Origin of the sequence: Micromonospora sp. NPDC047465 (assembly GCF_040643125.1) — a bacterium.
Classification (GTDB): Bacteria; Actinomycetota; Actinomycetes; order Mycobacteriales; family Micromonosporaceae; genus Micromonospora.
The window spans coordinates 105,223-130,972 of record NZ_JBEYTP010000011.1; the positions used below are offsets into that span (position 1 = coordinate 105,223).

General features: G+C 76.0%; 18 protein-coding genes and 1 pseudogene. 12 read left to right on the forward strand and 7 right to left on the reverse strand.

Going from position 1 to position 25,750, the window contains the following annotated elements; all coding sequences use genetic code 11:
- The first annotated feature begins 170 nt into the window (after positions 1 to 170).
- From ABZ793_RS13335 to ABZ793_RS13345, 3 genes are all read left to right on the forward strand, one after another.
- Complete coding sequence (locus ABZ793_RS13335) at positions 171 to 797, forward strand: TlpA disulfide reductase family protein (RefSeq protein ID WP_357456486.1); 627 nt, start codon at positions 171 to 173, stop codon at positions 795 to 797.
- 64 nt (positions 798 to 861) lie between these two features.
- Positions 862 to 1,554, forward strand: a complete 693-nt coding sequence (locus ABZ793_RS13340) for a CoA pyrophosphatase (protein ID WP_350709469.1) — start codon at positions 862 to 864, stop codon at positions 1,552 to 1,554.
- Positions 1,555 to 1,617: 63 nt separating this feature from the next.
- Complete coding sequence (locus ABZ793_RS13345) at positions 1,618 to 2,796, forward strand: MarP family serine protease (protein ID WP_357456489.1); 1,179 nt, start codon at positions 1,618 to 1,620, stop codon at positions 2,794 to 2,796.
- A 254-nt stretch (positions 2,797 to 3,050) separates the two neighbouring features.
- Here ABZ793_RS13345 and ABZ793_RS13350 read toward each other — a convergent pair.
- From ABZ793_RS13350 to eccCa, 3 genes and pseudogenes are all read right to left on the reverse strand, one after another.
- Positions 3,051 to 3,770, reverse strand: a pseudogene (locus ABZ793_RS13350) (phosphatase PAP2 family protein); the annotation flags it as partial.
- A 164-nt stretch (positions 3,771 to 3,934) separates the two neighbouring features.
- Positions 3,935 to 5,308, reverse strand: coding sequence for a type VII secretion-associated serine protease mycosin (mycP, locus tag ABZ793_RS13355; RefSeq protein ID WP_357456492.1), 1,374 nt, complete (start codon positions 5,306 to 5,308; stop codon positions 3,935 to 3,937).
- Positions 5,309 to 5,405: 97 nt separating this feature from the next.
- Positions 5,406 to 9,365, reverse strand: a complete 3,960-nt coding sequence (gene eccCa / locus ABZ793_RS13360) for a type VII secretion protein EccCa (protein ID WP_357456495.1) — start codon at positions 9,363 to 9,365, stop codon at positions 5,406 to 5,408.
- A 102-nt stretch (positions 9,366 to 9,467) separates the two neighbouring features.
- On the opposite strand from eccCa, the gene eccD reads away from it, so the two are divergent.
- A complete protein-coding gene (gene eccD, locus ABZ793_RS13365) occupies positions 9,468 to 10,868 on the forward strand; it encodes a type VII secretion integral membrane protein EccD (RefSeq protein WP_357456498.1) in 1,401 nt (466 codons plus the stop codon).
- A 33-nt stretch (positions 10,869 to 10,901) separates the two neighbouring features.
- On the opposite strand, the gene ABZ793_RS13370 is transcribed toward eccD, so the two are convergent.
- Positions 10,902 to 11,408, reverse strand: a complete 507-nt coding sequence (locus ABZ793_RS13370) for an inorganic diphosphatase (RefSeq protein WP_091107853.1) — start codon at positions 11,406 to 11,408, stop codon at positions 10,902 to 10,904.
- A gap of 441 nt (positions 11,409 to 11,849) precedes the next feature.
- On the opposite strand from ABZ793_RS13370, the gene dacB reads away from it, so the two are divergent.
- The 4 genes from dacB to ABZ793_RS13390 all read left to right on the forward strand — a co-directional run bounded on the left by dacB (position 11,850) and on the right by ABZ793_RS13390 (position 17,172).
- Positions 11,850 to 13,277: a D-alanyl-D-alanine carboxypeptidase/D-alanyl-D-alanine-endopeptidase gene (dacB, locus tag ABZ793_RS13375; RefSeq protein WP_357456590.1), complete on the forward strand. Its 1,428-nt coding sequence runs from the start codon at positions 11,850 to 11,852 to the stop codon at positions 13,275 to 13,277.
- Between the two features lie 83 nt (positions 13,278 to 13,360).
- Positions 13,361 to 14,431 carry a zinc-dependent metalloprotease gene (locus tag ABZ793_RS13380; RefSeq protein ID WP_357456503.1) on the forward strand — a complete coding sequence of 357 codons (1,071 nt, stop codon included), beginning with the start codon at positions 13,361 to 13,363 and terminating at the stop codon, positions 14,429 to 14,431.
- 9 nt (positions 14,432 to 14,440) lie between these two features.
- Positions 14,441 to 15,433, forward strand: coding sequence for a tRNA lysidine(34) synthetase TilS (gene tilS, locus ABZ793_RS13385; RefSeq protein WP_357456506.1), 993 nt, complete (start codon positions 14,441 to 14,443; stop codon positions 15,431 to 15,433).
- A gap of 95 nt (positions 15,434 to 15,528) precedes the next feature.
- A complete protein-coding gene (locus ABZ793_RS13390; protein ID WP_357456509.1) occupies positions 15,529 to 17,172 on the forward strand; it encodes a gamma-glutamyltransferase family protein in 1,644 nt (547 codons plus the stop codon).
- A gap of 70 nt (positions 17,173 to 17,242) precedes the next feature.
- Here the strand turns inward: ABZ793_RS13390 and ABZ793_RS13395 are convergent, their stop codons facing one another.
- Positions 17,243 to 18,202, reverse strand: coding sequence for a helix-turn-helix domain-containing protein (locus ABZ793_RS13395; protein WP_357456512.1), 960 nt, complete (start codon positions 18,200 to 18,202; stop codon positions 17,243 to 17,245).
- Between the two features lie 150 nt (positions 18,203 to 18,352).
- Between ABZ793_RS13395 and ABZ793_RS13400 the strand changes: the two genes are divergently transcribed.
- The 4 genes from ABZ793_RS13400 (at position 18,353) to folE (ending at position 22,319) form a co-directional block, all read left to right on the forward strand.
- The gene (locus ABZ793_RS13400) at positions 18,353 to 18,490 is read left to right on the forward strand and encodes a hypothetical protein (RefSeq protein WP_357456516.1); all 138 of its coding nucleotides are present in this window, start codon (positions 18,353 to 18,355) and stop codon (positions 18,488 to 18,490) included.
- 100 nt (positions 18,491 to 18,590) lie between these two features.
- Entirely contained in the window at positions 18,591 to 19,166 is a 576-nt protein-coding gene (gene hpt, locus ABZ793_RS13405; RefSeq protein ID WP_357456518.1) for a hypoxanthine phosphoribosyltransferase, read from the forward strand.
- 430 nt (positions 19,167 to 19,596) lie between these two features.
- The gene (gene ftsH, locus ABZ793_RS13410; protein WP_350709450.1) at positions 19,597 to 21,621 is read left to right on the forward strand and encodes an ATP-dependent zinc metalloprotease FtsH; all 2,025 of its coding nucleotides are present in this window, start codon (positions 19,597 to 19,599) and stop codon (positions 21,619 to 21,621) included.
- A gap of 38 nt (positions 21,622 to 21,659) precedes the next feature.
- Positions 21,660 to 22,319: a GTP cyclohydrolase I FolE gene (gene folE, locus ABZ793_RS13415; RefSeq protein ID WP_350709631.1), complete on the forward strand. Its 660-nt coding sequence runs from the start codon at positions 21,660 to 21,662 to the stop codon at positions 22,317 to 22,319.
- Between the two features lie 82 nt (positions 22,320 to 22,401).
- Here the strand turns inward: folE and ABZ793_RS13420 are convergent, their stop codons facing one another.
- Positions 22,402 to 23,163 carry a hypothetical protein gene (locus ABZ793_RS13420; protein ID WP_357456522.1) on the reverse strand — a complete coding sequence of 254 codons (762 nt, stop codon included), beginning with the start codon at positions 23,161 to 23,163 and terminating at the stop codon, positions 22,402 to 22,404.
- Positions 23,160 to 25,718 carry an FtsK/SpoIIIE domain-containing protein gene (locus ABZ793_RS13425; RefSeq protein ID WP_357456524.1) on the reverse strand — a complete coding sequence of 853 codons (2,559 nt, stop codon included), beginning with the start codon at positions 25,716 to 25,718 and terminating at the stop codon, positions 23,160 to 23,162. Before ABZ793_RS13425 ends, ABZ793_RS13420 begins: the two co-directional genes overlap by 4 nt.
- Between the last annotated feature and the right edge of the window lie 32 nt (positions 25,719 to 25,750).

A 25,750-nucleotide genomic window follows, 5' to 3' on the forward strand; every position in this document is an offset into this window, starting at 1 on the left:
CGAGGAGTGAGCCGGTGTTGCGAGCCCCGCAGTCGCGAACCACGGTGAACCGATGAGCGCGAGGAGTGAGCCGGTGTTGCGAGCCCCGCAGTCGCGAACCACGGTGAACCGATGAGCGCGAGGAGTGAGCCGGTGTTGCGAGCCCCGCAGTCGCGGACCAGGGTGAACGGATGAACCGCCGACTCGCCGCCCTGCTCGTGCCCGTGCTGCTGGCCGTGGGCGGGTGCACCGCCGGCAACGGCACCGAGAAGGAGAGCGGCCCGACCGGCCGGCAGGAGGCCGCCGCGAACCGGCCGTCGCCGTTCCAGGACTGCTCGGCGCTCGGCACCCCGCCCGCGTCCGGCGCTCCGGCGTCGGCGTCCGGGGGTGCGGGGCAGGTGCTGCCCGGCCTGACGCTGGACTGCTTCACCGGCGGCGCGCCGGTCGCCCTCCGGGAGCTGCGCGGCCCGGCCGTGGTCAACGTCTGGGCGTCCTGGTGCCCGCCCTGCCGCGACGAGCTGCCCGCCTTCCAGCGGCTCAGCGACCGGGCCGCCGGCCAGCTCCGGGTGATCGGGGTGAACAGCGGGGACAGCCGCGAGGGTGCCCAGGCCATCGGCGAGGACTTCGGGATCCGTTTCCCGGTGCTGGTCGACCGGGGCGAGCGGCTGAAGCAGGAGCTGAGGCGCAAGGCCATCCCCCTGACCGTCTTCGTCGACGGGCAGGGCAACGTCCGGCACGTCGACTCCTCCGGCACGCTCGACGACGCCCGCCTGGCGGAACTGGTCCGGCAGCACCTCGGCCTGACGGTGCCGGCGTGAGCCGCAGGCGGGCAGGTGCGGGCGTGCGCCGCCGGTGGGCGCGGTGGGGCGCGGAGGTGCCGGCGTGAGCCGACAGCCGCCGGGCTGGCTCGACCCGCTGCTCGCCCGGCTCGGCAGTGCGCGCAGCGAGGACTTCACCAGGCTGGCCACCCCGGAGACCGGCGGGCGGGAGAGCGCCGTGCTGGTGCTGCTCGGCGAGGAGCCCGGCGCCGGCCCGGACGTGCTGATCCTCCAGCGGGCGGCCACCCTGCGCAACCACGCCGGCCAGCCGGCCTTCCCCGGCGGCGCGGCCGACCCGGAGGACGCGGACGCCCTGGCGACCGCGCTGCGCGAGGCCAACGAGGAGGTCGGCCTCGACCCGGCCAGCGTCACCGTCCTGGCGGAGCTGCCGAAGCTCTGGATCCCGGTCAGCGACTTCGTGGTCACCCCCGTGCTCGCCTGGTGGCACGCCCCGCACCCGGTGCACCCCCGGGAGCCGGCCGAGGTGGCGCACGTGGCCCGGCTGCCGGTCAGCGAGCTGGTCGACCCGGAGAACCGGATGCGCGTACGCCACCCGAGCGGCTGGATCGGCCCGGCGTTCTCGGCGCGCGGGATGCTCGTCTGGGGCTTCACCGCCGGGGTCCTGGCCGCCCTGCTGGAGATGGGCGGCTGGGCCCGCCCGTGGCCGCGCGACCGGGTCGTCGACCTGCCGCCGACCGGGGCCACCCCGGCGCCCTCGGCCGGCACGGACGCGGTGGACGAGACTCCGGTGCGCTGAACGGACGGTCACCTTCCGCACGCGATGGTCATTCCGCGGGCCGGGTGCCCGTACGCTTGACGCGTGTCCGCCGTGGATCTCGTACTGCTGCTGCTCATGCTCGTGTTCGCGATCAGCGGATACCGCCAGGGCTTCGTCATCGGGGTGCTGTCGTTCAGCGGCTTCTTCCTGGGCGCGCTGGTGGGTCTCCAGGTCGGGCCGCTGCTGGCGCAGCAGTTCGTCGACAGCGGCACCCGCGTACTGATCTCCCTGGTGGCGGTCTTCGGGCTGGCGGTGGTCGGCCAGGCGCTCGCCGGCTGGGTCGGTTCCCACCTGCGCAAGGTGATCACCAGCGACGTGGGCAGGCGGGCCGACGACGTCGGCGGGGCGTTCGTCTCGCTCTTCGCCGTGCTGCTGGTCGCCTGGCTCGTCGCGGTGCCGCTGGGCTCGTCGTCGCTGCCCTGGCTGGCCTCCTCGGTCCGCAACAGCGCGCTGCTCACCGTGGTGGACCGGGTCCTGCCGGACCAGGCGCAGCAGCTCTCCACGGCGTTGCGGGACACCGTCGACACCAACGGCTTCCCCGACGTCTTCGGCGACCTGGCGCCCACCCGCGCCCGGCAGGTGTCCCCGCCCGACCCGGCGCTCGCCGGGTCGCAGGTGGTGGTCAACAGCCAGCGGTCGGTCGTCAAGGTGCTCGGCTCCGCCCCGAGCTGCTCGCGCCGCATCGAGGGCTCCGGCTTCGTCTACGCGGACGACCGGGTCATGACCAACGCGCACGTCGTCGCCGGCACCCGCTCCACGGTCGTCGAGCTGAACGGCGACCGGTACGACAGCAAGGTGGTCGTCTACGACCCCGACCGGGACCTGGCCGTGCTGCACGTGCCCGGGCTGCCCGGCCCCTCGATGCGCTTCGCCGCCGGCAACGCGGGTAGCGGCGCGGACGCCATCGTGCTGGGCTTCCCGCTCGACGGGCCGTACAACGCCCAGTCGGCGCGGGTCCGGGACGTCGACCGGATCACCGGGCCGGACATCTACTCCGCCGGCGACGTGACCCGGGAGATCTACACGATCCGGGCGCTCGTGCAGAGCGGCAACTCCGGCGGCCCGCTGGTCTCGTCGAACGGGCTGGTCCTCGGGGTGATCTTCGCGGCGGCGGCCGACGACCCGAACACCGGGTTCGCGGTGACCGCGGCCGAGGCCCGCCCGGTCGCCCTGGCCGGCGCCGAGCGCACCCGCGCCGTCGGCACCGGCGAGTGCACCTGACCGCTGCCCGCCGGGTCGCGGGGGCGACGGGAGGCAGTCGCGTGGTCTCCGGTCGGCGTCGGCGCGGAGAACCGTCAGCGCGGTGCCGCACCGCCCGCCGGCCCGGGTTCCGACGGCGGTCCCGGGCGCCCGGCGCGCGCCGGCCCATGCCCTGACGGCCGTTCCCGGCGGTCGGCGCCCGCTGGGCCGGGCTCTGCCGGCCGTCCCGCGCGGTCCGCGCCCGGCGGGCGCGGACCGCGTCGGGCCGGGCGGCCGGGCGGGGTGGCCCGCCAGACGGTGAGGGCGGCGGCGGTCGCGGCGACCACGGCCACGCCGAGGAGCCAGCCGGCCAGCACGTCGCTGGTCCAGTGCACGCCGAGGGCGACCCGGCTGAAGCCGGTCACCAGGGCGAGCAGCAGCGCGGCCGCGACCACCACCCGGCGGGCGACCGGCCCGGCGTGCGGGAGGAACACCACCAGCAGCACCCCGGCGGCCAGGGCGGCGTTGAGCGCGTGCCCCGACGGGAAGGCCAGGCCGGGCGCCTGGGCCACCGGGTCGGGCAGGTCGGGCCGCGACCGGCCGAAGAGCAGCTTGAGCAGTGGGCTGAGCAGGCCGCCCACCGTCATCGTGACGGCGACCCAGACCGCCAGTTGCCGGGCCCCCCGCCCCACCAGCCAGAGGACCAGGACCAGTGCGCCGACACGCAGCGGCATCGGGGCGAACACGTCGGTCCAGAGGGACATCAGGCGTACCCACGCCGGGTGGTCGGCGGCGTAGCCGGCCAGCGCGTCGGTCACCGCCGTGTCCAGCCGGCGCAGCGGGGGCCAGTCTCCCAGGACCAGGAGCGCCAGCAGCGTGAACGGCACCACCACCAGGAACGCGGCCCCGACGGCGAGGGTGAGCCGCAGGCCGCGGGAGTGGTCCGGGTGCAGGCGGCGGCTGCGCCACGAGGGTCGCGGCGGCGCGGCGAGGGTACGCGGGCCCAACGTGCTCATGGCATCTGTTCTACCCGGGACACGGGCCGGTCAGACGCGGACCGGGCAGTCGGATCGCCCTCGCCGTGCGGGTGCTGGTCGGTCGGCCCGGTCGCCGCCCCAAACCGTCGGCTCGGGGCCGCCGCCCCAACCCGCCGGCTCGGACTGCCAACTCGCCCGCCGGCTCAGCTCGCGGGCGGGCGGCGCTCCACCCTGGCCGGGCGACGCGGGGCGGCCAGCGGGGTCCACTGGCGGAACCGGCGCACCATCAGCGCCGCCCCGGTGAGCAGGGCGACGAAGAGGGCGGCCCCGGTCCAGAGCCGCTCCGGCGTGGCCTCCTCGTGCGTGCCCGCCGGCTGCGCCGCCCAGCGGGTCTGCCCGCGCGGCACCGTGAAGCCGAGCTGGTCGCTGCCGGCCCCGGAGACGTCGGCCTGCGCCGAGCCGGGCGCGGGACCGAACCCGACGACGCCTGGCGAGGACTGGTCGTCGAGCGGGTTGCGGCCCACCGGGGTCACCTCGGCGTCCAGCGCGGCGACCGGGTCGACCAGGCCGTACCCGAAGCGGTCGTCCCGACCGGTCGGGCCGATGTCGCGGGCGGTGGTCAGCAGCCGGTTCACCACGTCGCCGGCGGACAGCTGCGGGTAGCGGGCCCGCACCAGCGCGGCGGTGGCGGCGACCAGCGGCGCCGCGAAGCTCGTGCCCTGCACGCGCCAGTAGCCGCCGGGGCGGGCCCCGACCAGGCCGGTGGCCGGGGCGGCGAGCGCCGTGGCCTGCCCGGTGATCGACCCGGACCAGAGGTCGTCGCTGTCGCGGTCCAGCCCGGCGACCGCGATCACGCCGGGCTCCCGGGCCGGGTACCAGACCTCTGAGCTGGACGAGGCGGCCACGTTGCCGGTGCAGGCGATCACCACCACGTCCCGGGCGAAGGCGTAGTCGATCGCGGCGGCCAGGGCGGCGCTGTCGCCGCTGCCGCCGAGGGACAGGTTGATCACCTGGGCGCCGTTGTCCACGGCCCAGCGCACACCCTTGGCGACGATCATCGCGTCGTCGTAGCGGTTCTCGGCGTCGAGGACGCGGACCGGAAGGATCCGGGCGTCCGGCGCGAGGCCCACCGCGCCGCGCTTGTCGTCGTTCCGCCCGGCGATCAGCCCGGCCACGGTCGTGCCGTGGCCGACCGGGTCGGGCTCGTCGGCGGAGCCTCCGGGGTCGACCAGGTCGAGGCCGGGCAGCACCTGGCCGGCCAGGTCGGGGTGGGAGGCGTCCACCCCGGAGTCGATCACCGCGACGGTGACCCCGCGCCCGGTCGAGCTGCGCCAGGCCGCCTTCGCCTGCAACGCGTCGAGCTGCCACTGCTCGTCGCGGATCTGGTCGGGGCGGCTCTGGCTGTCCGTGGGCGCGAGCGGCACCGGGACGGCGGCGGCCGGCTGGGCGGCGGCGACCGGTCGGGGGGCGGCGTCGGCCGGGGCGACCGGACCGGCAACCGAGGCGACGGCGGCCGCCACCCCGAGCAACGCGCGTCCGGCGATCCGCCGGCCCGCCGGCGGACAGCTGTGCCGCACCGTGGTCACATCCTCAAGCCGTTCATCCCAGACGCAAACATGACGATCGGAGATTACCGGTTCCCCGCGGCCTTGCGGGGCGATCCGGGGACACCCGTCACGGCGACGGCAGATACGCCAGCTGGACCAGCCGTACGCCCTCGCGCCGGGTGACGAGCCGGCCGCGTCCCGGGGGCAGCGGACCGGGCCGGACCGGGCCGACCAGGGCCCCCTCGTCCGGGCTGCCCGCCATCACCAGCCCGGCCGTGGACAGCTCGCGGAGGCGCTGCACGATCGGCTCGTACTGGGCCCGGCCGGCGCCGCCGGAGCGCCGGACGAGCACCAGGTGCAGCCCCACGTCCCGGGCGTGCGGCAGGTGCTCCTCCAGCGCGCGCAGCGGGTTGGCCGGCCCGCCGGCGACGAGGTCGTAGTCGTCCACGAGCACGAACAGCTCCGGCCCGGACCACCACGACCGCTCCCGCAGTTGCGCGGGGGTGACCTCCGGCCCGGGAGCCCGGCCGTGCATGTAGCCGGCGGCCGAATCGATCAGCTCGGTGGTGTGCGCCGCGGCGGAGCCGTACCCGATCAGGTGTGGCGCCTCGGTGAGGTCCGACAGGCTGCGCCGGTAGTCGACCAGGATCACCCGGGCCTGCTCGGGGGTGAACCGGGTGATGATCGAGGTGGCCAGCGCGCGCAGGAACGACGACTTGCCGCACTCGGCGTCGCCGAAGACCACGAAGTGCGGCTCGGTGGCGAAGTCCAGCACCACCGGGCGCAGGTCCGCCTCGGCAATCCCGACGGGGATGCGCAGGCCGGTGGTCGAGGCCAGGTCCAGCTCGGCGTACGGGAGCACCGGCGGCAGCAGCCGCACCGGGGGCGCGGCCGGCCCCGTCCAGCTCCCGGCGACCTGCTTGACGAGATCGGTGGTGTCCCCGCCGGAGGCGGCCAGCTGCGGCAGCGCGGTGAGGAAGTGCAGGCTCTCCGCGGTGACGCCCCGGCCGGGGGTCTTCTCCGGCACGTTCGTCGCCGCCCGGCGGGCCACCAGCGAGTCGGACGGGTCGCCGAGGCGCAGCTCCAGCCGGGAACCGAAGAGGTCCCGGATCGCCGGCCGGAAGTCCAGCCAGCGCACCGCCGTCGCCACCACGTGCACCCCGTACGACAGGCCGCGGGTGGCCAGGTCGGTGACGAGCGGCTCCAGGTCGTCGTACTCGCCGCGCAGGGTGGTCCAGCCGTCCACCACCAGGAACACGTCGCCGAACGGGTCGGCGCCCGGCTGGCCGGTGCCGGCCGCCGCGGCCCGCCGCTGTCGCCAGGCGGCCATCGACTCCACGCCCAGCTCGGCGAAGCGGCGTTCCCGGTCGACCAGCAGGGTGGCGATCTCGCCGACCGTACGCCGGACGGCCGTCGGGTCGGCGCGGCCGGTGACGCCTCCGACGTGCGGCAGGTCGCGCAGCGCGGCCAGCCCGCCGCCGCCGAAGTCGAGGCAGTAGACCTGCACCTCGGCCGGGGTGTGGGTGAGCGCCAGCGCGCAGATCAGCGTGCGCAGCGCCGTCGACTTGCCGCTCTGCGGCCCGCCGACGACCGCGACGTGCCCGGCGGCGCCCTCCAGCGCCAACCAGAGCAGGTCGCGGCGCTGCTCGAAGGGCTTGTCGACCACCGCCACCGGCACCTGCAACGCGCCGTGCAGCTCCGGGTTGCCGAAGGCGAGCCCGCGCGCCGGGTCGGCGGCGACCGGCCCGAGCAGCTCGTCCAGCGCCGGCGCCCGCCCGAGCGGGGGCAGCCAGACCTGGTGCGCGGGCGGGCCCTGGCCGGCCAGCCGGTCGACCATCAGCTCCAGCAGGCTCCCGGTGTCGCCCTCGTCGGCCGAGGCGGGCAGCGCGGGCGGCCCGACCGGCTCCGGCTTCGGCACGAGGTGCGTGGAGAAGGCGAGCAGGCGCGGGGCTCCCGCGCCGCCCGCGCCCGGTGCCGCGCCGCGTCGGCGGAGCGCCCCGGAGACGTACGCGGCCTTGAACCGCACCAGCGGCTCGGTGCCGAAGCGCAGGTAACCGTGCCCAGGGGAGCGGGGCAGCTCGTGCGCGTCCGGCACGCCGAGCACCGTCCGGGACTCCAGCGCGGAGAAGGTCCGCAGCCCGATCCGGTACGACAGGTGGGTGTCCAGCCCGCGCAGCCGCCCCTCCTCCAGCCGCTGCGAGGCCAGCAGCAGGTGTACGCCGAGCGACCGGCCCAGCCGGCCGATCTGCACGAAGAGGTCGATGAAGTCGGGCTTAGCCGAGAGCAGCTCGGAGAACTCGTCGCAGATCAGCAGCAGCGACGGCAACGGGGCGAGCGGGGTGCCGGCGGCGCGGGCGCGTTCGTAGTCGCGCAGGCTGGCGAAGTTGCCGGCCCGGCGCAGCAGCTCCTGGCGGCGGACCAGCTCGCCGTTGATCGCGTCGACCATCCGGTCGACCAGCGGGAGCGCGTCGGCCAGGTTGGTGATCACCGCGGCGGTGTGCGGGAGCCGGTCAAAGGAGGCGAACGTGGCGCCGCCCTTGAAGTCGATCAGCACGAAGTTGAGCTGCTCCGAGCTGTGCGTGGCGGCCAGCCCGAGCACCAGCGTGCGCAGCAGCTCCGACTTGCCGGAGCCGGTCGCCCCGATCAGCAGGCCGTGCGGCCCCATCCCGTCCTGCGCCGACTCCTTGAGGTCCAGCTCGATGGCGCCGCCGTCGGCGCCCACCCCGATCGGCACCCGCAGCCGCTCCCGGGCGGAGCGGGGCGCCCAGCCCTGCTCGGCGGTGAAGCCCGCCGGGTCGCCGAGACCGAGCAGCTCGGGCAGGCCCGGCTCGGCGCCCGGCGGGGCGTCCGGGCCGCGTACGGCGGTGGCCAGCCGCAGCGGGGCCAGCCGCCGGGCGATCGCCTCGGCGTCGACCGGGTCGAGCCGGTCCGCCGTGCCCACCTCGGCGTGCCCCTCGGCGGAGTGGGAGTGCAGCCGGCCGTGGCGCAGCTCCAGCAGCAGCGCGAACCGGTCCAGCAGGCGCGGCGGCGGGGTGTCCAGGTCGATCACCGTCACCGCGTCGATGCCGCCGTCCCCGGTCAGGTCGGTGGCGCCGGTCAGGTCGCCCCCGTCGAGCACCACCACCACGTGCGGGCCGTCGGTGGCGGGCCCGGCCGGACTGAACCGGGACCGGCTGGCCAGCACCTCGTCGAGCAGCCGTTCCAGCTCGGCCGCCGCGCTGGTGACCAGCCGCACCGGGCCGAGGGCGTCGGTGCGGGTGGGGTGGTGGGCGTGCGGCAGCCATTTGACCCACTCCCAGGCGGCCCGCCGCTCCGGCCCGGCGCAGACCGCGACGAGCAGCTCGTCCGGGGCGTGGAAGACCGCGAGCTGGGCGAGCATCGCCCGGGCCAGCGCCTGGCCGGCCGACCCGTCGCCCGGACCGCCGGTGGCGTCCCGGACGAAGACCCGGGCGAAGCTGCGCAGCGAGAGCGCCACCGGCAGGTCGGGCACCACGGAGTACGCGTCCAGGAACCGGCGCAGCGCGCCCGCCGTCATCGGCTCCAGTTCCTCCAGCGGGCGGGTGACCGGGGGGACCAGCGGGGTCGCCAGGGTCTGCGGGCCGACGGCGACCCGGACCACCGCGAAGTCGGGATCGGTGGGGCGCCGCTCCCAGACCCGGTGGCTGTCGACCGTCGACCAGAGCCGGCCGGGATCCGGGTGCCGGTAGTAGAGCCCGGCGCGCTGCTGCCCGGCGGTGTGCCGGACCCGGCGGCGCAGCGCCGTCAGGTGCCGCAGGTAGTCCCGCCGGGCGGCCATCATCTCGGACTTCTTCGGGGTGCCCGAGGCGCTGCCCCACGAGGTCACCAGCATGGCCAGCGAGGAGAGCCCGAACATCCCGCCGACCACGTACGAGTAGGCGCCGCCGCCGCGGCCGAACATCATCGCCATCGCCACCGTGCCGCCGAGCATCGGCAGCACCATGAGCAGCTGCTGCCAGCGCCCGCCGGCGACGGCGGGGATCTCCGGGGGCGCGTCCACCGGCAGCTCGCCGACCGGGATCTCCGGCGCCGGGCGCCGGGGCGGCCGCTTGATGACGACAGTGGACACTCGACCCTCCTGACAGCGCTCGGTAACCCGAGCCTGGCTCATGGTAGGTAAAGTCCTGTCGTCCGCGCAGCCACCAACCCCGCGCGATATGGAGATCAGTCGATGACGATCGGGCTGGCCCGGGTCACCATCAGCGCCCCCCAGCGGCGGGTCGACGTCGCGCTGCCCGAGCAGGTGCCCCTGGCCGAGCTGCTGCCCGAGGTGCTGCGGCACGCCGGCGAGGGCCTCGCCGACGACGGCGAGCGGCACGGCGGCTGGGTGCTGCGGCGCACCGACGGCGCGGTGCTGGCCACCGCGCAGGCGCTGCTGCCGCAGGGCGTCCGCGACGGGGAGGTGCTGCACCTCGTGCCGGCCCGCGCGCAGTGGCCCGAGCTGGAGTACGACGACGTGGTCGAGGCGATCGCCGACGGGGCCCGGCGGCGCGGCGGCGCGTGGTCGCCCGCCGCCACCCGGGCCGCCGCCCTGGCCGGGGCGGCCGTGCCGCTGGCCGTCGGGCTGCTCGCCCTGGCGGCCGGCGGGCCCGGGCACCGGGCCGGCTGGCCGGCCGCCGCCGTGGTGGCGCTGCTGCTCACCCTCGCCGGGGTGGTGGCGTCCCGCGCCCACGGCGACGCCTCGACCGGCGCGACCCTCGGCGGCTACGCCCTGCCGTACGCGGCCCTCGCGGGCGCCCTGGCGGTCAGCTCCGGCGACCAGGTCGGCCCGGTCGCCGGCCTGCGCTGGCTCGGGGCGCCCGAGCTGCTGGCCGGCTCGGTGGCGCTGCTGCTGGTGTCGGTGCTCGGGCTGGTCGGCATCGCCACCCGGCTCCGGGTCTTCGTGGCCGGCGCCACCGCCGGGTCCGCCGGCGCGCTGGCGGCGCTCGGCGGCCTGCTGCTCAGCCCGGCCGGGACGGCGGCGGTCCTGCTCTGCGTGCTGGTCTTCGCCGTGGGGGCGGTCCCGCTGCTGGCCATCCGGCTCGGCAAGGTGCCGCTGCCCCCGATCACCCTGCCGACCGGCGAGCCGGGCGACGCCGACCGGGCCCGGGACCTGCCCGACCGGGACCGGGTCTACGCGGCGGTCGCCCGCACCGAGGAGATGCTCACCGGGATGCTGCTCGGGCACGCCGTGCTGGCGGTGGCCGCCGCGCTGGTCCTCGGCCTCTCCGGCGGGCTCGCCGGCCGGCTGCTGGTGGCGGTCGCCGCGACCGTGCTGCTGCTCCGCTCCCGGCTGTTCGTGGCGCTGCGCCACCGGGTGCCGACCGTGGTCGCCGGCCTCGCCGGGTACGCCGTGCTGGGCGCCGTCCTCGCCGAGCGCTCCGGTCCGGCCGGTCGGCTCGCGCTGGTCGTCGGCGGGCTGGCGCTGGCCCTGCTGGCGGTGGCCGCCGGCACCACGTACGCCCGCCGCCCGGTCTCCCCGTACGTCGGTCGGGTCGCCGACCTGGCCGACACCGCTCTGGTGGTCTCCGTGGTGCCGGTCGCCTGCGCGGTGCTCGACCTGTACGAACGGGCCCGGGGGCTGCTCGGCTGAGCGGCCCCCGGGCCCGTTCGACGTCGGTGCGGGTCAGTGCGTGGACTCGCCGCGCTCCTCGGCCTCCTTGGCGCGCCGGTACGACGCCGCAATCTCCGCCTCGGCCTCCTGCCGGCCGACCCAGGTGGCGCCCTCGACCGACTTGCCCGGCTCGAGGTCCTTGTAGACCTCGAAGAAGTGCTGGATCTCCAGCCGGTCGAACTCGCCGAGGTGGTGGATGTCGCGCAGGTGCTCCTGGCGCGGGTCCTCGTAGGGGACGCAGAGGACCTTGTCGTCGCCGCCCTTCTCGTCCGTCATCCGGAACATGCCGATGGTGCGGCACCGGATCAGGCAGCCCGGGAAGGTGGGCTCGGGCACCAGCACGAGCGCGTCCAGCGGGTCGCCGTCCTCGCCCAGGGTGCCCTCGATGAAGCCGTAGTCCGCCGGGTACTGCGTGGAGGTGAAGAGCGTGCGGTCCAGCCGGATCCGGCCGGTCGCGTGGTCGACCTCGTACTTGTTGCGGTGACCCTTCGGGATCTCAACCGTCACGTCGAAATCCATCTGCACGCTCCCTCGTTGCCCACGCTGGCTAACGGAAACCAGCGGCACGCCGCTCCCGTCGGGTGAATGCCCACCCGCCGGCTCCGGCCGCCGCATAGTGTTCGGACCGAAGTAGTGTCACCCAAGCAGATTTCGCGGGGGGAGGAGGGGGTCGTGGGGAGGGAAGATTCACACTACCGCCCGGAGGGCGGTGCTGGACGGGGGACCGGCCGATCTGCTTCCGGCGGGGCCACCGGGCGGTTTCCGGTGCCCGACGCCCACCTTCCCCGCACGCCCGGGTCCCCCGGCGACGCCGGCCCGGCTGCGTACGACCAGCCGCCCCCGCCCGGGCCGACCGACCTCTGGGCCGTCGCCGCGACCCGCCCCGCCGGCGGACCGCCCGGCCCGGGCGCCCCGCCCCCGGCCGCGCCCCCGGAGCCCGGCCCGGCGCGCCGCCGGGTCCTGCCCGTCGCCCTGGCCGTGGTGCTCGTGCTCGTGCTCGCCGCCGTCGGGATCGCCGTGGTCCGACCGGGCCCCGTCGCCGACTGGCTGGGCGACGAGCCGGCCGAGCGGAGGGCCGCGCAGGCGGCGGAGCCGGCGCCCGTGGCGGTGCTGTCCGGCGCGGACGCGAACGCCCCGATGCCCACCCCCGAGGCGGTACGCGCCGCGCTCGCCCCGCTGGTGGGCGTGTCCGCGCTCGGCGACCGGGTCAACGTCTCGGTGGCCGACGTGGCCACCGGCCAGCCGCTCTTCGGCCGGGGCGAGGACGACGGCACCGTGCCCGCCTCGGTGACCAAGCTGGTGACCGGGGTGACGGTGCTCGCCGCCCGCGGCCCCGCGTACCGCATCCCGACCCGGGCGGTCGCCGGCCCGAACCCCGGCGAGGTGGTGCTCGTCGGCGGCGGCGACCCCACGCTGGCGGTCGACAAGAAGGGTTTCTATCCCGGGGCGGCGCGCCTCGACGACCTCGCCGGCCAGGTACGCACGGCGCTCGGTGGCACGGAGCCGACGAAGGTGACGGTCGACTCGTCGCTCTACTCCGGCCCCGTTTACGAGCCGGGGTGGGACGAGGACATCCCCACCGGCGGCTACGGCGGCGCGATCACCGCGCTGATGACCGACGGCGCCCGCGGCGACGTCCCGCGCGCCAAGAAGGACGACGCGGCCGGCAACCACTGGGCCGAGCGGGTGGCGCAGCCCGACCTCGCGGCCGGCCGGGCCTTCGCCCGGCTGCTCGGCGTGCCGGCCGACACGGTGAAGCGCGGCACCGCACCCGCGGCGGACGGCGGCGCCGCGACCGGCACGCCCGGGCCCGGCACCGAGCTGGGCAAGGTGGAGTCGCTGCCGATGGTCCGGCTGGTCGACATCATGATCAGCGACAGCGACAACATCATCGCCGAGGCACTGGCCCGCCAGGTCGCGCTGGCCCGCAACGAGCCCGCCTCCTTCGAGGGCGCCGGCGCGGCGATGGACGCCGTGGCGGGGGAGCTGGGCCTGCCGGCCGACGAGCTGTCCCTCGCCGACGGCAGCGGGCTGTCGCGCAGCAACCGGATCAGCCCCTCGCTGCTCACCGACCTGATCACGCTCGCCGGCGACGGCAGCCGCCCCGAACTGGCCGCGATCTTCGGCGGCCTGCCCGTGGCCGACTGGTCGGGCACCCTCGCCGACCGGTACGGCACGGCGGCGACGAAGGCCGGCGCCGGGGTGGTCCGGGCCAAGACCGGCACCCTGACCAGGGTGCACGCGATCGCCGGCGTGGTCAGCACCGCCGACGGGCGGCTGCTCACGTTCGCGGTGCTCACCGACGAGGTGCCGCCGGACGGCCAGGAGGCCGCCCGGGTGGCGCTGGACCGGATCGGCGCCGCCCTGGCCGGCTGCGGCTGCCGCTGACGGGACAGGGCAGGGCGCGGCCGGCGTCGATCACGCCGACGCGAGCCCGGGCCGGGGTGTCCCGGCGCGGGTACGGTGGGTGCATGGCGCAGTTCGTGGACTGGGATCTGGCCGCCGCGACCGCGGGGGCACTGGGCAAGTCGGGCCCCCGGGTGTCGTACGCCGAGGCCACCGACGTGGTCGGTGACCTGCGGCGGTTGACCGACGAGGCGGCGGGGCACGTCGCGGACTACACGGGGCTGCGCTCGCAGGTGTCGCACCCGCCGGTGCGGGTGGTGGACCGCCGGGACTGGGCGGCCGCCAACATCGCCGGGCTGCGCGAGGTGATCACGCCGCTGGTCGGCCGGCTCACGAAGGACAAGCAGCCCGGCCCGCTGACCGAGGCGATCGGCTCCCGGCTGACCGGCGTGCAGGCCGGCACCGTGCTGGCGTACCTCTCCGGCCGGGTCCTCGGCCAGTACGAGGTCTTCTCCGCCGACCCCGGACAGTTGCTGCTGGTCGCGCCGAACATCGTCGAGGTGGAGCGGAAGCTGGAGGCCGATCCCCGCGACTTCCGGCTCTGGGTCTGCCTGCACGAGGTGACCCACCGGACCCAGTTCACCGCCGTGCCCTGGATGCGGGCGTACTTCCTCAGCGAGGTGCAAGCCTTCGTGGACGCGTCGTCGAGCGGCGGCGAGCACCTGCTGGAGCGGCTGCGCCGGGGCGTGGCCACCCTCTCCGACGCGGTGAAGGACCCGGAGAGCCGCACCAGCGTGCTGGACATCGTGCAGACCCCGGCGCAGCGGGCCGTGCTGGACCGGCTCACCGCGCTGATGACCCTGCTGGAGGGGCATGCCGAGTTCGTCATGGACGGCGTCGGCCCGGAGGTGATCCCGAGCGTCGAGCGGATCCGGGCGGGCTTCAACCGGCGCCGGGAGGCCGGCAACCCGCTGGAGAAGGCCATCCGCCGGCTGCTCGGCGTGGAGGTCAAGATGCGCCAGTACGCCGAGGGCCGCAAGTTCGTGCACGGGGTGGTCGACCGGGTCGGCATGGACGGCTTCAACAAGATCTTCGGTTCGCCGCTCACCCTGCCCCGGCTGGAGGAACTCGGCGACCCGGACGCCTGGGTGGCCCGGGTACACGGGCCGGTCGGCCCGGTCCAGGCCACGGGCTGACCGTACGCCGTGGCCGCGCTCGCCCCGCCGGTGGCGGCGATCCGGGTGGCGGTCCGCCGCGCGCTGGCCGACCTGCCGCCCGGGGGCCCGGTGCTGGTCGCCTGCTCGGGCGGGGCGGACTCGCTCGCGCTGGCCGCCGCGACCGCGTTCGTGGCGCCCCGGCTGGGTCGCGCCGCCGGCCTGGTGACGGTCGACCACGGCCTCCAGGAGGGCTCGGCGCAGCGGGCCGCGGCGGTGGCGGCGTGGGCCCACGAGATCGGCCTGGCACCGGTCGAGTCGGTGCGGGTCGACGTCGCCGGGCGACCGGGCGGGCCCGAGGCGGCCGCCCGCGAGGCCCGCTACCGGGCGCTCGCCGAGGTGGCCGGCCGGTACGGGGCGGCGGCGCTGCTCACCGGGCACACCCGCGACGACCAGGCGGAGACGGTGCTGCTCGCGCTCGCCCGCGGCGCCGGCCCGCGCGGCCTGGCCGGGATGCCAGCCCGGCGGGACCTCGACGGGGTGCCCCTGCTGCGCCCGCTGCTGGAGGTCGGCCGGGAACAGACCCGCAAGGCGTGCGCGGTGCTCGGGCTGAGCCCGTGGGAGGACCCGCACAACGCCGACCCCTCGTACGCCCGCGCCCGGGTGCGGGCCGACGTGCTGCCCGCCCTGGTCCGCGCGCTCGGGCCGGGGGTGCTGGACAACCTGGCCCGGACGGCCCGGCTGGTGGCGGCGGACAACGCCGTCCTCGACGAGCTGGCCGTCGCCGCGCTGGCCGACGTCCGCCACCCCGAGGGAGGGCTCTCGGTGGGTGCCCTGGCCGCCCTCTCGCCGGCGGTACGCGGCCGGGTGCTGCACGCCTGGGCCCGGGAGCTGGGCGCCCCGCCCACCGCCCTGTCGTACCGGCACGTGACCGCGCTGGACACGCTGGTCACCGGCTGGCGGGGGCAGGGGGCGGCGTACCTGCCGGGCGGGCTGCGGGTGGTCCGCCGCGACGGCCGGCTCACCCCCGCCGTCCCCCGCTGACGGGGTCTGTCACCGCAGGGCGGGAGGGGACGTGGCGGGCGGCGACGCCGTTCGCGGGGGCGCGGGGAGCCGCCGGGAGGCGGTAGACATGGCGCATGGCGTACCCCCGACAGCCGCTCTTCGCGCCGCACGGCGCGGTGGCGACGAGCCAGCCGCTGGCCGCGGTGGCCGGCCTGGCGGTGCTGCGGCGCGGCGGCAACGCCGTCGACGCCGCGCTGGCCACCGCGATCACCCTCACCGTGGTGCAGCCCCCGTCCAACGACATCGGCGGCGACCTCTTCGCGATCGTCTGGGACGGTGAGCGGCTGCACGGCCTCAACGCCTCCGGCCGGTCCCCGGCGGCGCTGACCCGCGAGCTGGTGCTCGCCGCGACCGGCGGGCGTGGCGCGACCCCGGTCGAGGCGCTCGGCGGCGCCCAGTCGGCGGGGCCGGCGATGCCCGCCCGGGGCTGGCTGCCGGTGACCGTGCCCGGCGCGCCGGCGGGCTGGCGGGACCTGCACGACCAGTTCGGCTCGCTGCCCTTCGCCGAGCTCTTCGCCGACGCCATCGGCTACGCCGAGCACGGCCACCCGGTCTCCACGGGCGTGGCGGCGACCTGGTCCCGCGCGCTCGCCGCGCACGTCGGCCTGACCGGGCCGGAGTACGCCGAGTTCGGCCGGGTGTTCGCGCCCGGCGGCCGGGCGCCCCGGCCCGGCGAGCGCTGGCGCAACCCCGACGCGGCGGAGACCCTGCGGCGGATCGCCGCCACCGGGGCGGAGGACTTCTACTCCGGCGGCATCGCCGAGGCGCTCGACGCCCACGCGGCCCGCACCGGAGGTCTCCTCACCGGTGACGACCTGGCCCGGCACCGGTCGACCTGGGTGGCCCCGGTGGCCGCCCGCTACCGGGGGCACGAGGTCTGGGAGCTGCCGCCGAACGGGCAGGGCCTGGCCGCGCTGCTGGCGTTGCACATCCTGGACGGGGCGGACCTCGCCGCGCTGCCCCTCGCCGAGCGGCTGCACCGGCAGATCGAGGCGGTGAAGCTCGGCTTCGCCGACGCGCACGCCCACATCGCCGACCCGGAGCGGGTGCCCGTGCCGACGCGGGCGCTGCTCTCCCCCGGTTACGCGGCGTCCCGCCGGGCGCTGATCACCGAGCGGGCCGGGGAGCCGACCGCGGGCGACCCGGAGCGCGGCGGCACCGTCTACCTCTGCGCCGCCGACGCCGGCGGCATGATGGTCAGCCTGATCCAGTCGACCTACCTGGCCTTCGGCTCGCACGTGGTGCTGCCCGGGCACGGCTTCGCCCTGCAGAACCGGGGGCTCGGGTTCCGCCTGGATTCCGCGCACCCGAACGCGGTGGGGCCGGGGAAGCGGCCGTTCCACACGATCACCCCGGGCTTCCTGACCCGGGACGGGCGGCCGGTGGGGCCGTTCGGGGTGATGGGCGGCCACATGCAGCCGCAGGGGCACGTGCAGCTCGTGTCGGCGACCCTCGACGGCGGGCTCGACCCGCAGGCGGCGCTCGACGCGCCGCGCTGGTACTGGCACGCCGGGCGGTCGGTGCTGGTCGAGCCGGAGCTGGTCGGCACCGCCGAGGGCCGAGCGGCGGTCGCCGAGCTGCGGGTCCGGGGCCACGAGATCGCCGTCGCCGACGAGCCGGCGGTCTTCGGGTACGGGCAGGCGATCTGGCGGCTGCCGGACGGCGGCTACGTCGCCGGCTCGGAGTCCCGGGTGGACGGCGCGATGGGCGGCTGGTGACCGCGTCCGGTCAGCCGACGGCGGCCGGTGCGCGGGCCCGGGCGGCGGCTGGACCCGGGGGAAGGGCGGCTCAGACCCCGACCCGGTCGCGGAAGGTGACCCGGTAGTTCTGCGGCGTGGCGCCGACGCGGCGGGTGAAGTGGTGCCGCAGCGCCGCCGCGTCGCCGAAGCCGGCCCGGTCGGCGACCGCCTCCACGCTCAGCCGGGTCTCCTCCAGCAGCCGGCGGGCCAGCAGCACCCGCTGGTTGGTCAGCCAGTCGTGCGGCGTGGTGCCCGTCTCGGCCCGGAACCGCCGGGCGAACGTGCGCGGGGCCATCCCGGCCCGGGCGGCCAGCTCGTCCACGGTCACCGGCCGGTCCAGGTGTCCCATCAGCCACTCCAGCACCGGCTCCAGGGTGGGCGCCTCGGGGGTCCTCGGAATGGGGGCCTCGACGTACTGGGACTGCCCGCCGTCGCGGTGCGGGGGGACCACCATCCGGCGGGCCAGCCGGGTGGCCGTCGCCGAGCCGTGCTCCTGGCGGACCAGGTGCAGGCAGGCGTCGATGCCGGCCGCCGTGCCGGCGCTGGTGATGAGGCGGTCGTCCTGCACGTAGAGCGAGTTGCACCGGACCTTCGCCGTCGGGTGGCGGCGTTGCAGTTCGTCGACGTACCGCCAGTGGGTGGTGCACTCCCGGCCGTCGAGCAGGCCGGCCTCGCCCAGCACGAACGCTCCGGAGCAGACGCTGAACACGTACGCCCCGCGGTCGGCGGCCCGGCGCAGCGTGTCGAGCACCGGGGCCGGCACCGTGGAGCCGTGCTCGTGGGCCGGCACGGCGACCAGGTCCGCGTCCTCCGCCGGCCCGAGGTCCGCGTGCGGGGTCAGCTGGAAGCCCGACGTGGTGCGGACCGGCCCGCCGTCGGGGCTGCACACGTGGAACCGGTAGCCGGGGAACCCGTCGGCGGTGCGGTCGGTGCCGAAGACCTCGGCGAGGACGCCGAGCTCGAACGGGGCGACCCGGTCCAGGGCGAGGACGGCGACCGAGCTGAGCATGTGACGAGGGTAACCGAACGAGTGGCAGGAAATCGAGGGGGAGTGGCATTCCTGCCACTGTCCGGCCTGTCGTGCTCGGCGCAGACTGGGTGCAGTCCGGTGCGCACCGGCGGCGAAACCGACAGCAATCGTGCGAAAGCGAGCGCCGCCATGGAGTTCCTGTTCTTCCTCTTCTTCTTCCTCCTCCTCGCCGTGGCCTCGGCCGCCGGCCTCACCGCCGACAGCCGGGACTCGGCCGACTGGAAGCCGACCGACGACGGCCGCCGCTGGCGGTCGCGTGCCTGCTGAGGTGATTGGTGACCTTCGCGTAATTCATCCCGTGCGGGACCGCTCCAAAAGGGGCGGCCCCGCCGACGGAGGCCATCCGGCGTACGGCAGGCTAGGAGCCATGGCTGACGGCTCCTGGTACGACGCCGACATCGACCACGTGATCATCTCCGAGGCGCAGATCCGCGAGAAGACCGCGGAACTCGCCAAGCAGGTCTCGGCGGACTACGCCGACGTCGATGACGGGCTTCTGCTGGTCTGCGTGCTCAAGGGCGCGGTGATGTTCATGGCCGACTTCGCCCGGGCGCTGGGCCGCAACGGGCCGCCCGCCGAGCTGGACTTCATGGCCATCTCCTCCTACGGCCAGGGCACCACCTCCTCCGGCGTGGTCCGCATCCTCAAGGACCTGGACCGGGACATCGCCGGCCGGCACGTGGTCGTCGTCGAGGACATCGTCGACTCCGGCCTGACCCTCTCCTGGCTGCTGCGCTACCTGGAATCCCGCTCGGCGGCCAGCGTCGAGGTCGTCGCGCTGTTCCGCAAGCCGGACGCGGTCAAGGTGCCGGTGCCGGTGAAGTACGTCGGCTTCGACATCCCCACCGAGTTCGTCGTCGGCTACGGCCTCGACTTCGACGAGCGCTACCGCGAGCTGCCGTACGTCGGCGTGCTCAAGCCCGAGGTCTACGCCCGGGCCTGAGCCTCTCTCGCATCGGCGTCCATCGAGCGGACGTTCAGCGGGCTCTCAGCCAGGCGGACTACGGTATAGGTCGGTGGCGTGGAGGCATCATCCACGCCCGGCCCCTCGAACCGCTGGAACGGGCGGTCGGGCGGCCGGGCGCGGAGCTCCCGTCACGTCGGCTGGACCCGGTTCGCCCGACGCGCAGCTGCTGGGCTCGCGAGCTCGCTCCGCGCGCGCACGATGTTCCGTTCGTGCGCGACTGCGGGGCTCGCAAGCTCACTCCTCGCGCACACGGTGTACCGTCGAATGACCGCGGCGCGGCAAACTTCGCGCCTCGGGGTCGAGTCGGCCCGCACGGCGGCTCCGGCCGCCGCCGCAGGCGGCGACACCATCAGACGGACAGGACGTCGATCAGGAGGATGCGGGCGCCTCGGCGCTCGACAACAGCATGGAACGTACGCGTTTCTTCCGCCGACCGGTGGTCTGGATCATCCTGGTCATCCTCGGCGCCGTTGTGCTCAGTCAACTGTTCACCGCTGGTCCCAGCTACCACCGGGTGGACACGTCCATCGCGCTCGACCAGCTCAACAAGGGCGGCATCGAGAAGGTCGTCTTCCAGGACAAGGAGCAGACGCTCCAGCTCGACCTGAAGGACAAGGCCAAGTTCGGTGACACCACCACCGACCGGATCGAGGCGCAGTTCCCCTACGAGGTCGGCGACGAGGTCTGGAACGAGGTCCTCGAGGCCAAGGCCAACAACCGGGTCACCGGCCCGGCCGACGCCAAGGTGTCGTCCGACAGCATCTGGGTGAGCCTGCTGGTCAACCTGCTCCCGATCGCCCTGCTGGTGCTCCTGCTGCTCTTCTTCATGTCGCAGATGCAGGGCGGCGGCTCCCGGGTGCTCAACTTCGGCAAGTCCAAGGCGAAGATGATCACCAAGGACACGCCGAAGACCACGTTCGCGGACGTGGCCGGCGCCGAGGAGGCCGTCGAGGAGCTGCACGAGATCAAGGACTTCCTGCAGAACCCGGCGAAGTACCAGGCCCTGGGCGCCAAGATCCCGAAGGGCGTGCTGCTCTTCGGCCCGCCCGGCACCGGTAAGACGCTGCTGGCCCGCGCCGTCGCCGGCGAGGCCGGGGTGCCGTTCTACTCGATCTCCGGCTCCGACTTCGTCGAGATGTTCGTCGGTGTCGGCGCGAGCCGGGTCCGCGACCTCTTCGAGCAGGCCAAGGCGAACGCCCCGGCGATCGTCTTCGTCGACGAGATCGACGCCGTCGGCCGGCACCGCGGCGCCGGCATGGGCGGCGGCCACGACGAGCGCGAGCAGACCCTCAACCAGCTACTCGTCGAGATGGACGGCTTCGACACCAAGGGCGGGGTCATCCTGATCGCCGCCACCAACCGGCCGGACATCCTCGACCCGGCGCTGCTGCGCCCGGGCCGCTTCGACCGGCAGATCCCGGTGGACGCCCCCGACATGGAGGGCCGCAAGGCGATCCTGCGGGTGCACGCCAAGGGCAAGCCGTTCACCCCCGACGTCGACCTCGACTCGGTGGCCCGGCGCACCCCGGGCTTCAGCGGCGCCGACCTGGCCAACGTCATCAACGAGGCCGCGCTGCTCACGGCCCGCAAGGACCAGCGGGCGATCACCAACGACTCCCTGGAGGAGTCGATCGACCGGGTGATCGCCGGTCCGCAGCGCCGGACCCGGGTGATGAGCGACCAGGAGAAGAAGATCACCGCGTACCACGAGGGTGGGCACGCGCTGGTCGCCTGGGCGCTGCCGCACGCCGCGCCGGTGCACAAGGTGACGATCCTGTCCCGCGGCCGGTCGCTGGGCCACACCCTGGTGCTGCCCACCGAGGACAAGTACACCCAGACCCGCGCCGAGATGGTCGACACCCTGGCGTACGCGCTGGGTGGCCGGGCCGCCGAGGAGTTGGTCTTCCACGAGCCGACCACCGGCGCCGGCAACGACATCGAGAAGGCCACCCAGCTGGCCCGCGCGATGATCACGCAGTACGGCATGAGCTCCAAGCTCGGCGCGATCAAGTACGGCACCAGCGGCGACGAGCCGTTCCTCGGCCGCAACATGGGCCACGAGCGGGACTACTCCGACGCCGTCGCCGCCGAGATCGACGGCGAGATGCGGGCGCTGATCGAGCTGGCCCACGACGAGGCATGGGAGATCCTGGTGGAATACCGGGACGTCCTGGACAACATCGTGCTGGAGCTGATGGAGAAGGAGACCCTCTCCACCGCCGACATGGCCCGGATCTGCGCCCGGGTGGCCAAGCGGCCGCCGATGGCGCCGTACAACGGCTTCGGCAAGCGCCAGCCCTCCACCGAGCCGCCGGTGCTCACGCCGGCCGAGAAGGAGGCGCTCAAGGTGCAGGCCCAGGCCGACGGCGCCCAGGCGACGGTCGGCGGCACCACCTCGACCAGCTCGAACAACTCGGACGGTACGCACTGAGCACCGACCCGACGGCCAGTCCCCGGGACGCCCGGGGACTGGCCGTCTCCGCGACCGAGCCCGACGGCGACCTCGACTACGTGGCCGCGCGCCTGATCAGCGGCAAGCTCACCGGCCGACCCGTCGAGGACACCGTGGACCTCGGGCGGATCGAGAAGGCGGTCCGCGAGATTCTCATCGCCGTCGGGGAGGACCCGGACCGCGACGGGCTCCAGCAGACCCCGGCCCGGGTGGCCCGCGCGTACGCCGAGCTCTTCGCCGGCCTGCGGGTCGACCCGGCCCAGGTGCTCAGCACCACGTTCGAGGCCAACCACCAGGAGTTGGTGCTGGTCCGGGACATCGACGTGATGAGCCTGTGCGAGCACCACCTTCTGCCGTTCCGGGGCAGCGCCCACATCGGCTACATCCCGGGGCCGGACGGCCGGATCACCGGCCTGTCCAAGCTGGCCCGGCTGGTCGAGGTCTTCGCCCGCCGGCCACAGGTCCAGGAGCGGCTCACCTCGCAGATCGCCGACCTGCTGATGGAGCAGCTCGCGCCGCGCGGCGTGGTGGTGGTGCTCGAATGTGAGCACATGTGCATGGCGATGCGCGGCATCCAGAAGTCGGGTGCCCAGACCATCACCTCGGCCGTGCGGGGCACGCTCCAGCACGACGCCAAGTCGCGGGCCGAGGCGATGGCGCTGATCATCCCCCGCTGACCGCGACCGACCCGACCGGCCGGTCGACCCGCACTCCGGGTCGGCCGGCCGTCGCGTGTCCGGACGCCACGCGACGGCCCGCTCAGCCGGCCAGCATCGCGAGCAGCAGGCCCGCGCTGACCAGCACCGCCGGGACCAGGCACACCAGCGCGCCGAGCCGGGCCGTGCGGTCCACCCGGCCGCCCTCCGCAGGCGGGAAGAGCCGCCCGACGCCGAGCCAGCCCGCCGCGAACGCCACCGCCGGCATCGGCAGTCCGCAGAGCAACGCCGCCACGCTCGCCGCCCCGGGACCGGTCGCCACGAACAGCGCCACCTGGATCAGCGGCACCAGCAGGGCCAGCGGCGCGTACAGCAGCAGGTTGCGCGGGCGCGCCGGCCAGGCGGCCAGGCGGGGCAGGCCGCGCGCGGCCAGCGCGGCGTCCGCGGCGTCCGCGCGGCCCCCGGCGGCGCGGAGCGCGGACAGCACCGCGGCCGGCCCGCCCGCCATCGACCGGGCCGCCTCGGTCAGCTCAGGCGGCGTCGGGACCAGCGAGATCGGTGGTACGCCCCGCTCGCGCAGCCGGGTCTCCTGTGCCGCGAGCCGGGTGCGGACGGCGGTCAGCTCCTCGCGGGCAGCCTGCACCGACCGGGCCTGCTCACCGGCAGCGGTGGCCGCGTCCCGGCGTACCCCGTCGAGCTGCCGGGCGGCGGCGAGATAGTCGGTCCACGCGGCGGACACCGGGTCGCCGCCCGCGACGGCCCCCGACGGCGCCGCCGCGTCGGGCCCACCCGGCGGCGGCCCGGCGGACCGCTGGCGTCCCGGTCCGGCGTGCGCCGGCCTGCTCCGCGCCCCGCCGCGGGTCATGTCGGCTCTCCCTGCTCCGCGAAGGGAACCAGCACCGTGCCCTGCTCACCCGGCCCGTCCCAGAGCGCCGCCCGGCCCGGGCGGGGTCGCCACTCCACCGGCCGGCCGAAGACCGACGCGAGCTGGGCGCCGGGCAGGTCCACCACCGCCACGGCCGCGAGCTTCTCGACCTCGCCGTCGGGCTCCAGCAGCGCCGCGAAGGACGGCGCCGTGCGCCAACGGCCGAGCAGGTGCCGCCCGGCGGGCGGGCCCTCCCGCAGCAGCGCGCGCAGCCGCTCCGGGGGTAACTGCTCCGGCGACGGCACATCCAGGCCGAAGACCACCAGGTACGCCGGCTCGGCGGCGTCCACGGCGGCGAGCAGGTCGCCGGCGTCCACCGTCTCGACCGGGTGCCGACCGGCCAGCTCGGCCGCCAGCGCGTCGGCCAGCGGCCGGCAGTCGTCCTCCGGCGCGGCGAGCACGAAGCGGGCGGTCCCCGGCGCGTGGTGGGCGGCGGTGCTGCGCGCCGCCGTGGCCAGCAGCCGGGCCGCCTCCAGGCCGGGGCCGAGGACGGCCAGGTTGCGCCCCGGGGCCGGCCCCAGCGGCACCGCGACCGTGGTCCGGGGCACGTCCACGGCCCGGCCCAGCAGGGCGGCCGGGCCGGGCGCCCGCCCGGCCAGCGCGGCCCGGTGCCGCGGATCGTTGCGCAGCAGCGGGCGGGCGTAACCGGCGAAGACCACCGGCGGGGTGGACCCCTCCGGTCGCGCCGACCAGAGCCGCTGCCGCAGCTGCCCGACCGTGTCGGAATGGTCCTGCGGGTCCGGGAAGCGGACCATCCGCTCGTGCCCCCGGATGGCGCCCCGGGGCCCGCCCAGCCCGCCCGCGGTGTTCACCACCGCGCTGCCCACCGGCAGCCCCGCCGCCGAGTCGTTGGTCGGCTCCAGCACCGCGCCCCCGCCGGGCAGCGCCACCCGCACCGGGAACTGCCCCAGCACCGAGTCGCGGTCCGTACGCGAGCCCAACCCCAGGTCGCCCTCGCCGGCCAGCACCAGGTGCACCCCGTACGCGCGCCCCGTGCGGGCCAGCGCGTCCAGCCGGGCGGCGGCGTCCACGGCCAGCCGGTCCCGCTCGGCGAAGAGCAGCGGAAGATTGTCCAGCACGCAGAGGATCCGGGGCATCGCGCGGTGCTGCCGCAGCTCGGCGAAGCGCTGCCCGCCCGCCCGGCTGCCGGCCTCCTCGCGGCGGCGCACCTCCGCTGTCAGCTCGTCGAGCAGGCTCAGCACGTACTCCCGGTCGGCCGCCATCGCCGCGGCCCGGACCTGCGGGATCCACGACCGGTCCCGCTCGGTCTGGAGGAACTCCACGAAGGACTCGGCGTCGGCGAGGTCCACCAGGTAGAGGGCCAGCTCCTCGGGGCCGTACCGGGCGGCCAGACCGAGCAGCGCCGTGGTGAGGAAGGTGGATCGGCCCGCGCCGGAGCGGCCGCTGACCAGCCAGTGCGGGGTCAGCTCGGTGAACCCGAGCGACACCGCCCGCCCGCCCGCGTCGCCGACGGTCGTCGCGAGCCCGTCGATCGCGGTCGCCGTCCACAACTCCCCGTCGGGCGGCGGCAGCAGGTCCGTCAGGGCCAGCCGGGAACCCGCCTCCACCTGCGCGGCCAACCGCCGGCACACCGCGTCGACGAGGTCGCCGGGCGGATCCGCCTCGACGAAGACCGGCGAGTTCAACCCGCCCGGAGGCTCCGCGCCGGGCCCCGCGAACGACCCGCCCGGCGGATCACCCAGCAGCGCGTACGCGTTGCGGATCGCCAGCGTGGTCGCCTGCGGCAGCGGGGCACGGTCGGCGTACGGGCCCGCCGGGGGCCAGCCGGCCACCACGAGGTGCAGCCCTGCGGACCGGCCCTGCTCGGCCAGCGCTTCCACCCGGGCCAATTCGGTGGGGCCCGTCAGGTCGGGCAGCGCCGCGATCACCAGCAGCAGCGTCCGGTCGTGCCGGCGACGCCCGCTCGCCCCCGGGGCCACCCACTGCTCGGCCTCGGTGAGCACGGCCCGCAGACCCGCGACGTCCACCGCCGGGGGCGGCAGCAGGCCCGCGTCGGCGAGCGCCGCGAACGGCTCCAGGGTCGCACCCGTCGCGTCCACCGCGCGGACCAGCAGCGCCCCGGCCGGGGTCGCCGCCAACAGCCGCAGCAGTACGGCCCGGAGCAGCCCCGCCACCCGGGGATCCCGGGCGTCGGCGTCCACGGCGAGATGCGCCGTGCCGAGCAGCGGCACCAGCGCGGGGAAGCGTGCGTCGTCCAGCGGCGCCGCCGTGCCGACCCGGACGAAGGCGGGCGGCCCCTCGCCGGCGGGTGCGGTCGGGGCGACCGTCTCCAGGGGAGCACCCGCCCAGCCGGGGGCCAGCACCGCCGCCGCGGACCGGAGGCGGTCGGCCAGCTCGTACTGGCGGTGCTGGTCGGCGGGAACGGGACGGGTGTCGTCGAGGATTCCGGCGGCGGCGGTCGCGGTGGCGGCGGCCTGCCGGTGCAGTGCGGCGGCGCGGTTCGTCCGTGCCTTCGGACCGGTCACCGCGTCCACCCCCTCTGTCCGAGGTTGGCAACCCCTCCCCG